The organism is Shewanella sp. T24-MNA-CIBAN-0130, from assembly GCF_040310185.1.
Classification (GTDB): domain Bacteria; phylum Pseudomonadota; class Gammaproteobacteria; order Enterobacterales; family Shewanellaceae; genus Shewanella; species Shewanella psychromarinicola.
In genome coordinates this window covers 90626-104316 of the sequence record NZ_JBEOPP010000008.1, presented here as the reverse complement: position 1 = coordinate 104316, position 13691 = coordinate 90626, and the positions used below count along the sequence as shown (strand labels likewise).

Below are 13691 nucleotides of genomic sequence, written 5' to 3'. Positions count from 1 at the left end.
AAACGTGCAGTTGTATTGCTTAAAAAGCCAGAGTGATTAACGCGATGGTCTATAATGTGGTGATGAGTCGGTGGCGCAATATTAGGCTTTACGACTAAAGTGTAGGACAGGAAAAATAACTTGGCGAAGTTTTAATGAAAAATAAATTAAATAAAAACAAAGACAAACAGTAGCATTTGCAATAGTTGCAAAAATAAAGCTGTCAGAGTCGTGGTACTTTTGGTGGATTTTAATGCATAAAAAAGGAGCCTTAACGGCTCCTTTGATTTTTGCTATTAATTAACATTAAGCAGCAAAGTTGTTGTTAACAAATTCCCAGTTAACAAGTTGCCAGAAGTGAGCTAAATACTCTGGACGTGCGTTACGGTAATCAACGTAGTAAGCATGTTCCCATACGTCTACCGTTAATAGAATGGTAACTGATTCGTCAGTTAATGGAGTAGCAGCATTGCTAGTGTTAACAATCGCTAATGAACCGTCAGCTTTTTTCACTAACCATGTCCAAGCGCTACCGAAGTTGTTTACTGCAGAATCGGTAAATTTAGCTTTGAATTCTTCAAAAGAACCAAAAGAAGCATTGATAGCAGCAGCGATATCGCCAGTTGCTTCGCCGCCAGCGTTAGGTGCTAAGCAGTTCCAGTAAAAAGTGTGGTTCCAAACTTGAGCTGAGTTGTTGAACATACCACCAGTTGAAGTTTTAACAACTTCTTCTAGTGTTTTGCCAGCAAATTCAGTTCCTTCAACTAAACCGTTTAGTTTTACCACATAGGTGTTGTGATGCTTACCATAATGGAACTCAATGGTTTCTTGAGAAATGTGTGGTTCAAGTGCGTTCTTTGCATAAGGTAATGCTGGTAGTTCGAAAGCCATTAGTATTTCTCCATGGATTCAGGTTATCGTTTTGTTTACCCATCAGGTAACATTCATTTAGGACCATTGTACTGATTATTTTTGTGATGTGAATCATTGTTTAGGGAATTATGTGGATTGCAGTAATCGATTTTATCGATTTTAAAAAAACCCTACAAACTGTGGCATTTTGTTCTTTGTCTAGGTGTCGTACAATAGTCACTATATGTTCAGTCGTTGTAATTAGGAAATCAAATGGAAACTGTAGAAAAGATTAAACAGCAAATTAGCGAAAACCCAATTATTGTGTACATGAAAGGTTCGCCTAAACTACCAAGCTGTGGATTTTCATCTCAAGTTGCTCAAGTGATGATCAACTGTGGTGAACAATTTGCCTTCGTAGATATTTTACAGCACCCAGATATTCGTGCTGAATTACCAAAATTTGCTAATTGGCCAACATTCCCACAATTATGGGTTGAAGGCGAATTGATTGGTGGTTGTGACATCATCACTGAAATGTTCCAAAAAGGTGAACTTCAGCCAATCATCAAAGCGACAGCTGATAAGTTCCGTACAGAAGATGCTGCAGAATAATTGCTATTGATTGAGTGCGTTAAGCGTTCAATAAAAAGCCCCAATGCTAATCGCTATTGGGGCTTTTTTATTTTACATTTTATATGTGTTTACTTAACGATGCTGTAAAAGGATATTACTCGTCTGTTTGTGGCTTTCTCACGGCAGGTAAAATCAGGTTCATGAAAATAGCCACGATACCGCACAAGCTGATACCTGTTAAACTGAACGAGCCAATACCAAAAGCCATTCCGCCAATACCAAACACTAATGTTACCCCGACAATACTCAGATTGCGTGGTTCTGATAAATCGACTTGATTACGAATTAATGTATTTAATCCCACCGCTGCAATAGAGCCAAACAGTAAGCACATAATGCCACCCATGACCGGAACGGGAATGGTTTGCATCATAGCGCCCAGTTTGCCGATAAAGGCTAAGGTAATCGCGGTGATAGCAGTCCAAGTCATAATGCGCGGGTCAAAGCTTTTAGTCAGTGTAACTGCGCCGGTGACCTCGCTGTATGTTGTATTAGGAGGACCGCCCAGTGCCGATGCAGCAATCGTAGCAATGCCATCGCCGATTAGGGTGCGATGTAAACCAGGCTTTTTGAAAAAGTCTTTTCTAGTGACATTTGATATCGCTAAAATATCGCCAATATGTTCTACCGCGGGGGCAATAGCGACTGGGATCATAAATAATATCGCGTGCCAGTTAAACTCAGGGGCCACAAAGTTTGGCATCGCGAACCAAGGCGCTTCACTGACAGGCGTAAAGTCGACAATACCATTAGCTAAGCTGACAGAATAACCCACTAAAATACCGGCGAGAATAGGCATTAAACGGACTAACCCTTTGGCAAATACCGCGACTATGATAGTCGTCATTAATGCAGAAAGAGAAATGATTAATGCGATATTTGGCTCGACGATGATGAGACTGCCATCACCGCTTTTGCCTAACGCCATATTGACCGCAACCGGTGCCAAGCCTAAACCAATGATCATGATGACTGGGCCAACGACAACAGGAGGCAATAGAGTATGAATAAATTTTGTGCCACGTAACTTTACTGTTAATCCAAGTAGCATATACATACCACCTGCAGCCATTAATCCGCCCATGGTGGCAGGAATACCCCATGTTTGTACGCCATATAAAATCGGCGCGATAAAGGCAAAGGAAGAAGCGAGAAAGACGGGGACTTGACGTTTGGTGACTAATTGAAACAGTAGGGTACCGAAACCGGCAGTAAACAAGGCAACACTTGTGTCTAGGCCCGTTAATAACGGCATTAGCACTAGTGCACCAAAAGCGACAAATAACATTTGTGCGCCTTGTAGCGGAATTAACACGCGTTTCATATTTTTCTCCATCTTTGATTAGAAAGTTAGCGTGTGATTAAACGGCGCGAATTGTCACATAAAAGCGATCATATGCATAACAACTTATAGGGCGCTGTAGCGATTATTGTTATTCGATATGGCTACAATACCCAGGTCTTGTTGAACTCGAGCTGTCAAAATTTTTTCGCGATAAGCGAGTTAGCTCTTTGCTTAAAATGATGCGGCGCAAGTGTTAGAGACAAAGTCTCTAAGTAAGCCTGTCTCTTGTAACAAAGACCCTAGCTTACAAAGACACTTGCTTAACATCATTACCGCGGTTTAGCCGAACCCTCCGGCAGCGTTTGTGGCTTCTTTCTACTGCATTATCACTTATTCATCTCGAACATCGACACACCATAAACGTTGCCTTGGATAAAACGGCCATAAACTGTTGTAAAATTTATCTCAAAAGATCAATCACTTCCTTTCAATATGTTTGTGCAAAAAAGAGTTTTCGTTATCTATTACTCGATGAAATTTTATTATGATATAATTTGCCTACTTTTATTTGCTGCGTTTATGTTATCAGATGCTGAAAAAACTAATTAATCTCATTGTGTTACCCCTGTTTGCGCTTACCTCAATCGCGCTCGTGCAAGCTGCAGAAGTCGGCAAGCTTGATGAAGCGGATATTGCGGTAAGCTCACGCGCAAACGATGTTAAAGATCACGGCCTCAAAGAGGCATTAGCTGCCGTTTTCATAAAAAATTCTGGTCTGCCTAGCGTGGTGTTAAATCCATTGGTTAAGGCTCAAATTAATACACCAGAAGTCATTTTGACTCAATATGGTTATTATGAAAAAAATGGCGAGCTAATGCTCAAGGCCAGTTTTGACCATCAACGGATTATTTCAACGTTACGTCAAGCAGGTTTACCTGTTTGGGGTAGTCAGCGACCCTTGACCCTGTTATGGATGTCTGTCAATGAGAACAATGAGCCGACTGTGTTAGCTGATGCTTCTTCGGCAGATATTCGTATTGAGTTGGCTCAAGAGTCTACTAATAAAGGCATACCATTATTGCTGCCGATTATGGACTTGGATGATGTTATGCAAGTGAGTATCACTGATGTACGAGGGATGTTTACTGATGTATTAGCCAATGCATCTGCGCGTTATCAAGCGGATTACTTTGCCGTTGCGAATGTGGACACTCAAGGCGGTAATGTCCATTTCTCCTTTAAATTATTTGATAAAAATAGAACTAATGGCGTGTTACAAGCATTAATTTCACAACAAGGTAATGCTGCTGATTATAAACAAGCGACTAAACAAATGATGAACATTCTGGCCGATTATTATATTAGCCAGTATGCAATCGCCTCTACAGGTAGTGATGTTGCAACACAAGTCAGCTTTACTGGGTTAAATAACATGATTCAAGTGGTGCATGTTGAGACCTATCTTCGTCAGCTCAGTGCAGTAAAGTCGATTAAGCTTAGCCAGTTCAAGGGTGATTCTGCTACTTACTCGATAGCGCTGTTTAGTAGTGTAGACGATTTACAGCGGCTGCTTAATATTGATAGTCGGCTATCACAATTAGATACAAAGGGCAGTGTAGAGTCATTTTATGAGTCTAAGACTGACGACACCAAACCCAAATTGATTTATCAATGGTTAGGCTAATAAGTATTACTGGTGCGCGGTACATTGTAATAGTGCAGCGTTAAATACTGTACCAAGACTCGTTATGTGCAGGTTTGTCGTTGAAACTCGCATAATTGAGCGACTTAGGTATATAATAGTGTTAGTTCGTTTATGATTTTGAGACCTATCTGAGTGACACAAAACTCACCAAGACAATTATCTTTACCCGTTTATTTACCTGACGATGAAACCTTCCAAAGTTATTACCCGGCTTCGGGTAACGACGAGTTGATCCAAAAACTTCAAGCCAGTGCTGAGGGGAGGTTGGCTTCTTCTTTATATGTCTATGGTCCTGAAAAATCAGGCCGAACACATTTAATGCATGCTGCCTGCGCCCATGCTAATGACTCGGAACGCCGCACTCTCTATATTCCATTAGGTATCCACGCAAGCATTTCACCGGCATTATTTGAGGGCCTAGAATCTCTTGAATTGATTTGTATTGATGATATAGAAGCGATAGCGGGTAACCTTATATGGGAAGAAGCGATTTTTCATTTGTATAATCGTATTGCTGAACAACAAGATTGCCGCCTGATTGTCAGCGGCAAAGCTTCACCTTCTGAAACGGGTTTTTTGTTGCCAGATCTGGTTTCTCGTATGCAGTGGGGCTTAATTTATCAACTTCAACCGATGGCAGACGACGAAAAACTAGTTGCTTTGCAACGCCGAGCGGCAATGCGAGGACTGCAGTTGTCAGATGACGTAGGACGATTTTTACTGACTCGAATGGCGCGTGATTTACGTTCTTTGTTTGATGTACTCGATAAATTAGATAAAGCTTCGATGGTGCATCAACGTAAGTTAACCATCCCGTTTATTAAAGAGATGCTGAGCCTTTAATGCCTTAGGGTTTAATTCATTAGACATAAAATTATCGCCATCAGTCTATCCGATTAGACAATAAAAAACGCCAAATGCATTCATTTGGCGTTTTTTATTGCGTGAGTCAATGGCTTATTGCTTCACGTGATCACTGCCACTAAATTGCAATGGTCTAGTGTCAACAGTATTTTGTTCAGTTTGTGATGAGATTTTCTGTGGAGATTTTGATGGATCAGTTGTTAGTAGCAAGTTTTGTGCCCAGGTTTGGCCTTTAACTAACGCTACTGGCGCAGGTAAACCATCCATCACTTGTTTTACCTCTATTTCAGGTAACATTTGGCTTAAGACGTAACTAGCACGATCGTATAACTCTGGTTGACCGACTCGACCACGTTGGCCCCATTCAACCACAATCGTCGAGCTTGTCTCAATTTCTGGTTTGTCAGTAATGGCGATATCACGCAAAATACCATATCGATGGCTCATCATCACTTCTTCAAATAGCATGGCAACATCTTCTCGTCTTGACGAATAAGCATAATCATCGTTGGCGAGGTCACTTGAGAAAAATAGTGCTACATCACTTGGAGTATAGGCTTTTTGGGTGTTATTTGCAGATTCACCGGCATAATTTACTTTTGCAAGACCATACATCTCATTACTGGTTAATGGATAGCGAATGTTAAGTTGGTCTGATGTCATCTCTTTACCATCATACCGACGATTAAAATCATTTTCTAAGGTTGGACCTTGCAAATTGGCATGCATGCTTTGTGGATAATAATCATTTGCGTGAGCCAGTTCATGATAGAGCAAATCAGCTAAATCATAAGACATGCTGTCAATCGTGCGGTTGATGCGATTACCTTTTTCTATGTATTCACTTGCATAAGCATTATCTTTAACATAACGATAGGGAGATAAATAATTCAGGTCTTCACCAAAGTTGCTGCGATAATCAGGCGTTTCATTAATCGTATCTCGCTGGGCAGAAGTTAGCCACAGGTATTCAGGATCAAGATATATTGCTCCTATAAAACCAGTATAAAAGGCTGGTCTGATATCGTAACTGATGACGACAGCAGTCACTGATTGCAACAATTCTACAAAATCATTATGAGTTTGTGTACGTAAATAGGCTTCAAAGTTTGCCCCCATCCAGTCGTGCGACACGACCACTCTGTCCATAATCGTATCGATAGGATCGAGATTGGTATCTTGGCTAATAAAGGGCAACTCATTAATGATGTTGCATGGATCAACGAATTGGTTCGAGTAAACACAAGAGATTAGTTGGTTTGCATATGGTGAGTCAGGCTTGTAAGGGTGCATTCGTGCAATGGGGTAGCTGAAGTAGGCGTCCGATGGGGTGGTTTTTTCTTTGGTTACGAGTAAATTGACGTCATCACTAATGGTTTGGCCGTCAAATGTGGCAGTGGCTTTAAGACTGAATAGTTGATCGGTATCGACGTTTGGCGCAACAAAAAACGGCCTATTTATGTCACTTAAATCCACGTTGGTAAAGGCTTTATTATTAGCACTCGGATACATGCACCAACTGATATTTTCAGGTACTTGGCCGTTTATATTCTGTATACGCAAACTCGCATCAGTTCTATTCACCATTTGATGATCGCTATTAATGCGTAAAAGATTGTCATTAGAATCGGCAGTAATTGATACCGTTTCTTCAATGTTGATGTTATCGCCAGAGACCGTCACTTTAAAAGCGTAATCTTGGTTACTTGTGGGTGTGAATGCTAATACTTGGCTATTAACTGCAGCAAGTTCAAGACTGGGTCCTGAAATCTGCTGCCACAAAAATGTTTTTCCAATACTGTCTTGTTCATTGATACTGGCAATAATGCTACCTGGTTTGTCTTTGGCATAATCGTGTTCAAGGGTAAAAGTCAGTTGAGAGTTTGTGTCGGCAATGGAATAAGTAATATTTTCACTGCAGATTTCGAAAGTGGATGAGGTAGGTACACCTGGATTGTTATTGTCTGAATCTCCTCCGCAGGCGCTAACTAGTATGGCACTGGCTAAAAGACTGTAGATCCCTAAATTTTGCGATAACTTCATTAAACCTCCCTGTCTATTTTATTATTATTTAAAAATACATTTTTATAACATCCTGTTAGCAAAATAATGTAGCATGCTGTTTTGTATAAATGCAACTAACAAAAAAGCGCCCGAAGGCGCTTAGTGAGGCAACAAAAATGAAGGTTGGTTATTGTTGCTCAGATTTTTTCTTTAACCCTAATCCCAACTCTCGGCCACGTATGCGGGCATAAAACGGAAAACTGACAAGTAGTACGCAAATAAGCACCGATTCAATTAGGGCAAAAACAAGGGCGTCAGTGGTGACATAAGCTAGGGTTAATCCATGTAATAAATACAAACACAGAATAAAACTCGCCCATGCATAAGTGTATGGGTTACCCGTTAAAATACCTTTTAGCGGCAACAATAAAGGTACAATCCATATTAAGCTGAATCCTAGCGAGTAAGTTCCATTTATACCTTGTTGAATAAACCAGCCGCTGAGCAACAAGAGTAATGCAAGGTAACCAATTCGACTTAGTTGAAACAAGGTTTGTGAAGTCATTATTTTACTCGTTAAAGAATAGACAAAACATTTTCAGGTGGACGACCAATGGCAGCTTTGTTGTTCGCTAACACAATAGGGCGCTCAATTAATTTAGGTGTTGCTACCATTGCAGCGATAAGTTGAGCTTCCGATAACGATGTATCCGCCAAATTCTGAGCTTTATATTCGTCTTCTTTGGTGCGCATAAGTTGGCGAGCCGTTAAGCCAAGTTGCTGTAATATTGTATGGATTTCTGCGGTAGTGGGTGGCGTCTTTAAATATTCAACAACAGTGACATCGGCATTATTTGCTTGCAGCAATGCCAATGTTTCACGACTTTTTGAACAGCGCGGGTTATGTAGTATCGTCGTTTTTGTGGTTGTCATGGTCATAGTCCGTCATTAAAAAAATGGCAAACAATAAGTGGGTTTATTGTTTGTCATTATTCTATCAAAGAATTGCTTATAAGGTTAGATTATCGCAGCTATTTTAATGCCTCCATAGCTCTATCCGCTTGTCTAAACTGCCTTATTCTCGCTTCAATTCGCGCCAGTTGTAAGGTTTGGCCATCGGAATAGCGATAGGCATAATTGAGTTGGTCAATCGCACCTTTATAGTTCGCCGATAAGGCCATCAGTTCAGCATTGCTGTAATACTCAAGTGCTTTGTTGTCTAGCTTACGGTATGCATCAGCCATAATTTGATATGGCAACATGTTCTGTTTATCGAAAAATATCAGTTCTTCTAACAGCGGGATAGCTTTTTTAGGCTGATCTGCCTGAACATAAATATTGGCTAAGTTAGCGTTGACCACTTGTGAGGTCGGTTTTAATTTCCGTTGAGCTTCTAATAATGCTATCGCCCCCGCAAAATCTTTTTTCTGATCTAATAAGTCTGTTTTGGTGTCGATGTAAAACAGATTATTGTCATCTTGTTTAAGTAACCCATCAATAATGACTTCAGCTTGATCAAATTTCTCTAAACGGAAAAGTGCTAAGGCTTTGCCATAGAGTGCAGCCTCTTTAAAAGAGTATTCGTTCTTTTTTAGTTGTTGATCAAACAAAGATAACGCTGCATCATCACTAAAACTGGAAAAGCGTACTTGGATACGGGCTTTAGCTAACTGAAAGTTTAAACTATTAGGAACATTATGTTTAGGGTACTGAGCCGCGCGATTACGCGCCTCGGTAATACGTGATTCTGGTAACGGATGTGTCAGTAACATTTGCGGTGGCGTCGTGGTAAAGCGATAGCGAATAGCAAGTTGACCAAAAAATGTAGCGGCAGCATTGGGATCAAATCCAGCATCTACAAGAATTTGCATTCCAATACGGTCGGCTTCTTTTTCATGTAACCGAGTATAGTTAATTTTAGATTGTGTGGCTAATGCTTGAGTTGTTGCTAGCGCAGCCATACCGGCTTGAGGTGCGGCAATCGTTAATAAAATAGCCCCTAACATCCCCACAATAGTCGCCGTCGAACTCTTTTCTTGTGCTTCAAGTGAGCGAGCTAAATGTCGTTGGGTGACGTGAGAAATTTCGTGGGCTAATACCGATGCTAATTCACTTTCGGTATCGGCATTTAAAAATAATCCGCTATGTACTCCAACATGACCACCAAAAAAAGCAAAAGCGTTGATTTCATCATTGCGCAGTAAAAAAAAGTAAAAGGGTGTTTTTACTCCAGTGGCATTAGCAACCAGCTTATTTCCCAGTTCTGATAAATATTGATTCAGCACCGGGTCACTGAGCACGGGTGCCGAAGAACGTATAACGCGCATATAGGCATCACCGTAAACGGTTTCTTTTTCTAAACTAAAAGTATTGACCGCTGCGGTGCCAAGATCAGGAAGATCGTTATTGGCAAAGCTGTGGCCAATACTGGCAGCAAACAAAACGCTAATAGCACTAGCGGCCAGTGTTTTTGAAAAGGTCAATAATGATAATTTACGCAAACGGAACCTTTATGATGATTGAATCGAAAATTTAATCTTAACCAACAAGAATGCTTAATTTACATTGCTTGTGGTTTATTGTCCAAACTAGGATAATAGCCCTAGATTGTTTAAAGCAAGTTGATAATGATTTTAATTGATTTAACACCCTATGTTTGTCCTTATCCTTTGGTAAAAGTAAAACTTTTACTGAAGCAAATGGATCTGGATGAAAAATTACATGTACTCTTGTCTGACCCTGGTTCACGCCGAGATGTTCCCTTGTTGATAAAAAAAATGGGTTTTGGTATTGAAATCATTGCAGATCAATCGCATTGTTTGTCATTTATCATCACCAAAACAAATTGATATTGTTTATATAAAAGGTTTTTCAATGCTGGAATTTTTAACTGATTGGTACAAAACCCGTTTTAGTGATCCACAAGCCATAACGTTAATGTTTATCATTATTGGGATAGGTCTTGCATTGTACTTTGGTGCCGGATTACTTGCGCCCTTGCTCGTTGCTTTGGTGTTAGCCTTTTTGCTTGAGTGGCCGGTGGCACAAATGTCGCGGCTGAGGATCAGTCGAACCGCCGCCGCAACGATAGTGTTGGTGGTTTTTTTAAGTTTGATGCTCATTTTGATGTTAGGTTTGGTACCCAGTATTTGGCGTCAAGGGGTGTCATTGGTCACTGATTTACCCTCTATGATCGATAAGGGAATGCTAATCGTTAGAGAGTTTAGTGCAGATTATCCTAAATTTGTCAGTGCATCGCAACTTGATTCGATGATGGAAGAAATCAATAAAATGCTAGATACACAGCATCTTATTGATTTAGGTAAACAAATTCTGGGTTATTCTGCGTCATTACTAGTGTTAATGGTGTACGCCATTTTAGTGCCATTATTGGTTTTTTTCTTTTTAAAAGACAAAGACCTTTTGCTGAGAGGTAGCAAACGTTTCTTCCCTACTAACCGCGGTTTAGCGCGAAAAGTATGGTTTGAAATGGACCAACAAATCTTCAACTATATTCGTGGTAAAGTGATTGAAATTGTCATTGTAGGCGTAGCCAGCTATATCTTTTTTGCCATCATGGGGCTGCGTTATTCTACGTTACTAGGTGTGTTGACTGGATTGTCTGTATTGATCCCGTATGTTGGTGCCACGTTGGTTACATTACCAATTGCGTTAGTGGCTTTTTTTCAATGGGGTTTCAGTGCTGAATTTGGATACTTAATATTAGGCTATGGCATTATTCAGGCGTTAGACGGCAATGTGCTGGTACCGCTATTGTTTTCTGATGCAGTGGATTTACATCCGGTAGTGATTATTGCCGCTGTGTTGGTATTTGGTGGCTTATGGGGCGTGTGGGGAGTCTTTTTTGCCATACCGCTAGCGTCGTTAGTGAAAGCGGTGATAAATGCTTGGCCGAATAACCAAGAGCAACGACGAGTCAAGTTCGACTCTGAATAGCGCTTGCGAATGGGGGCATTAATCCTGATACAGTAGCCTAACCCGTTGTATAAAAATTAAAGCTAACCCTATTATGGTGTTAGCTTTTTTATTATGTGGTTTAGGTGTGAGATGTATAAGTGTTTATATGTACAATATGCTATTTGTACAGTGCTTGCTGAGGCATACGACAATCGGCCACTATAGTGTTTTGTCTTTACTGTCTTTACTGTCTTTACTGTCTTTACTGTCTTTGCCTTCTTTGGTAGAAGATTCTTTATCAAGTTCTTCTGAACTATTTTTTTGCTCAGGGTTAAGCTCTTTGCCTTTATGCTCACCAAATTGAGGCATTTTAAATTTGGCCGAATATTTCAACACTGCAATATTACTCGCGATAACACCTAGGACTAAAATGATAATTAGCCATACTTCATAGCCTTCTAAACTCATTGTAAACTCCTGTTTAATATTGATATTTTATAGCCTTGCTGTTAAGCCAGCGCAGGCTAGATCCATATCTATTGCTTAGTCGACGGCCAAACGTAGCTCACACTTGCGAATATCTTCTGGGGTATCAACTTCTGGTGAGTCAAATGCACTGATGGCGATTTTAATTTTGTAACCATATTCCAGTGCGCGTAACTGTTCTAATTTCTCGATGTCTTCAAGTTTACCTAAAGGCAACTTAGCAAAGGCATTCACAAAACGCTTAGTGTATGCATAAATACCTAAATGTTTGTAAACAGGGTAGTCGTTAGTATCTCGACCAAAAGGAATGCGGGCTCGTGAGAAATATAATGCATTATGGTGATTATCGAATACCATCTTAACGTGCAATGGATCGTCTAACTCACCTTTATCGACAATTTCAAAACCTAAGGTCGCCATGTCAAACTCATTAGGGTGACGTTCAAAAAGCGTAATGATTTGTTCAATTGATATTGGATCAATCAGCGGCTGATCGCCTTGCAAGTTAATCACTAAATCGTCATTACTAAGACCAAGTTGCTCGATGGCATCGTTAATACGGTCGGTACCTGAAGCCGCATCTGGGCTGGTCATTACCACTTTACCACCAAAAGATTCAACCGCGTCTTTGATCCGGTCGTCATCAGTAGCGACATAAATATTATCTACCCCTCTTGCTAATGAGGCTCGTTCATAAACGTGTTGGATCATGGGTTTACCATTAATCGGGGCGAGTGGTTTACCCGGGAAACGGCTTGAACCATAACGTGCAGGGATTAATAGAGTAACGTTCATTAATATGACCTACTTGTGGTTGTGACAATGGTGTAGACAATAAATAAAAGGGCTCATAAGAGCCCTTTATGACTAAATGTATCGTTTATTATATACGACGGAATAACGTCGTTAGCATTTCATCAGTAACTTTTTCTTCCCAGCCTTTACCGTACACATTGTCCCAAAGTGGGCCCATGCTCTTGGTGACGGCAACCATCTTAGCGATAGTTTCATCTGGTAAATCTTTACAGATATTTTTCGGCAGAGTGATGTTGTGAATTTTCATCATTTTACGGAACTCAGTCACGCCTTCAGGGTAGAACTCTTCTAACACATCAAAGGCTAAACAGTTACCAATACCATGGTGATAACCCAGCACATACCCGAGACCGTAAGATACAGCATGACATGCACCTACTTGGCTATAAGCAATGCTCATGCCGCCCATGTAAGATGCCATCATTAATTTGTCATCTTTTTCTGGGTGGTCGTTTAAGAACACTTGACGACATAAATCCATCGATTTTTCAGCGAAGGCTTTAGCAAACTCGTTAAGATAAGTACCTTGTAATGACTCTACGCAGTGGATAAAGCAATCCATACCGGTATAGAACCACTGATCTGTTGGAACCCCTGCAATTAATTCAGAGTCCATAATGATTTGATCAAATACGGTGTAATCAGAGTTTAACCCTAGCTTACGTACCGGTCCGCACAATACCGCAGTACGTGACGCTTCAGCACCAGTACCCGATACCGTTGGAATACCAATATGATGTATCGCAGGGTTTTTAATCAAATCCCAGCCTTGGTATTCAGAAGAACTACCAGGGTTAGTTAGCATTAACGATACCGCTTTAGCCAAATCCATGGTTGAACCGCCACCTAAACCGACGACGCTCACAGGTAATTGGCTGTTAAATGCTTTAACTTGTGCCGTTAAACCATCAACTTGTTCTGTGGTTGGCTCATCATCTACGTTAACGTAGATAACTAAGTCGTGTGCTTTAGTTGGCACGCGGTCAGCCAGTGGTTTGCCCTGGTGGACATCATCGACAAGAAAAACAACAAAATCGTTTACGTCTTGTCGTTCTTGACCTAATACAACATCAAGTTGTACAAATGAACCACGACCAAAGATCATTTTTGGTACACATTTAAAATTTTTAAAACTCATTACAAGTG

14 protein-coding genes are annotated in these 13691 nt (G+C 40.5%); 5 read left to right on the top strand and 9 right to left on the bottom strand.

What is annotated here, in order from left to right; all coding sequences use genetic code 11:
• Positions 1-285: 285 nt before the first annotated feature.
• Entirely contained in the window at positions 286-870 is a 585-nt protein-coding gene (sodB, locus tag AAEZ02_RS05335; RefSeq protein WP_101031919.1) for a superoxide dismutase [Fe], read from the bottom strand.
• A gap of 234 nt (positions 871-1104) precedes the next feature.
• Between sodB and grxD the strand changes: the two genes are divergently transcribed.
• On the top strand, positions 1105-1446 hold the full coding sequence (gene grxD, locus AAEZ02_RS05330) for a Grx4 family monothiol glutaredoxin (protein WP_011637214.1): 342 nt from the start codon (positions 1105-1107) through the stop codon (positions 1444-1446).
• A gap of 115 nt (positions 1447-1561) precedes the next feature.
• On the opposite strand, the gene AAEZ02_RS05325 is transcribed toward grxD, so the two are convergent.
• The gene (locus AAEZ02_RS05325; protein WP_101031918.1) at positions 1562-2791 is read right to left on the bottom strand and encodes a uracil-xanthine permease family protein; all 1230 of its coding nucleotides are present in this window, start codon (positions 2789-2791) and stop codon (positions 1562-1564) included.
• A 550-nt stretch (positions 2792-3341) separates the two neighbouring features.
• Here AAEZ02_RS05325 and AAEZ02_RS05320 point away from each other — a divergent pair.
• Both AAEZ02_RS05320 and hda read left to right on the top strand, forming a co-directional pair.
• Positions 3342-4436 (top strand): DUF2066 domain-containing protein, encoded by a 1095-nt coding sequence (locus AAEZ02_RS05320; protein ID WP_351077316.1) that lies wholly within the window; start codon positions 3342-3344, stop codon positions 4434-4436.
• A 153-nt stretch (positions 4437-4589) separates the two neighbouring features.
• Positions 4590-5300, top strand: coding sequence for a DnaA inactivator Hda (gene hda, locus AAEZ02_RS05315; protein WP_101031916.1), 711 nt, complete (start codon positions 4590-4592; stop codon positions 5298-5300).
• Positions 5301-5414: 114 nt separating this feature from the next.
• Here the strand turns inward: hda and AAEZ02_RS05310 are convergent, their stop codons facing one another.
• The 4 genes from AAEZ02_RS05310 to bepA form a co-directional block, all read right to left on the bottom strand.
• Positions 5415-7364 (bottom strand): hypothetical protein, encoded by a 1950-nt coding sequence (locus AAEZ02_RS05310; protein WP_351122166.1) that lies wholly within the window; start codon positions 7362-7364, stop codon positions 5415-5417.
• 148 nt (positions 7365-7512) lie between these two features.
• Positions 7513-7890, bottom strand: coding sequence for a DUF2069 domain-containing protein (locus AAEZ02_RS05305; protein WP_101031914.1), 378 nt, complete (start codon positions 7888-7890; stop codon positions 7513-7515).
• A gap of 11 nt (positions 7891-7901) precedes the next feature.
• A complete protein-coding gene (gene arsC, locus AAEZ02_RS05300; RefSeq protein WP_101034680.1) occupies positions 7902-8258 on the bottom strand; it encodes an arsenate reductase (glutaredoxin) in 357 nt (118 codons plus the stop codon).
• Positions 8259-8356: 98 nt separating this feature from the next.
• Positions 8357-9826, bottom strand: a complete 1470-nt coding sequence (bepA, locus tag AAEZ02_RS05295; protein WP_101031913.1) for a beta-barrel assembly-enhancing protease — start codon at positions 9824-9826, stop codon at positions 8357-8359.
• 126 nt (positions 9827-9952) lie between these two features.
• On the opposite strand from bepA, the gene AAEZ02_RS05290 reads away from it, so the two are divergent.
• Positions 9953-10174 carry a sulfurtransferase TusA family protein gene (locus AAEZ02_RS05290; RefSeq protein ID WP_101031912.1) on the top strand — a complete coding sequence of 74 codons (222 nt, stop codon included), beginning with the start codon at positions 9953-9955 and terminating at the stop codon, positions 10172-10174.
• 25 nt (positions 10175-10199) lie between these two features.
• Positions 10200-11282 carry an AI-2E family transporter gene (locus AAEZ02_RS05285; RefSeq protein ID WP_101031911.1) on the top strand — a complete coding sequence of 361 codons (1083 nt, stop codon included), beginning with the start codon at positions 10200-10202 and terminating at the stop codon, positions 11280-11282.
• A gap of 180 nt (positions 11283-11462) precedes the next feature.
• Here AAEZ02_RS05285 and AAEZ02_RS05280 read toward each other — a convergent pair whose 3' ends face one another.
• The 3 genes from AAEZ02_RS05280 to kdnB all read right to left on the bottom strand — a co-directional run bounded on the left by AAEZ02_RS05280 (position 11463) and on the right by kdnB (position 13683).
• A complete protein-coding gene (locus AAEZ02_RS05280) occupies positions 11463-11711 on the bottom strand; it encodes a DUF2897 family protein (protein WP_351077310.1) in 249 nt (82 codons plus the stop codon).
• A 75-nt stretch (positions 11712-11786) separates the two neighbouring features.
• Positions 11787-12524, bottom strand: a complete 738-nt coding sequence (kdsB, locus tag AAEZ02_RS05275; RefSeq protein ID WP_124011652.1) for an 8-amino-3,8-dideoxy-manno-octulosonate cytidylyltransferase KdsB — start codon at positions 12522-12524, stop codon at positions 11787-11789.
• A gap of 88 nt (positions 12525-12612) precedes the next feature.
• Positions 12613-13683 (bottom strand): 3-deoxy-alpha-D-manno-octulosonate 8-oxidase KdnB, encoded by a 1071-nt coding sequence (gene kdnB, locus AAEZ02_RS05270; RefSeq protein WP_351077307.1) that lies wholly within the window; start codon positions 13681-13683, stop codon positions 12613-12615.
• Positions 13684-13691 lie beyond the last annotated feature (8 nt).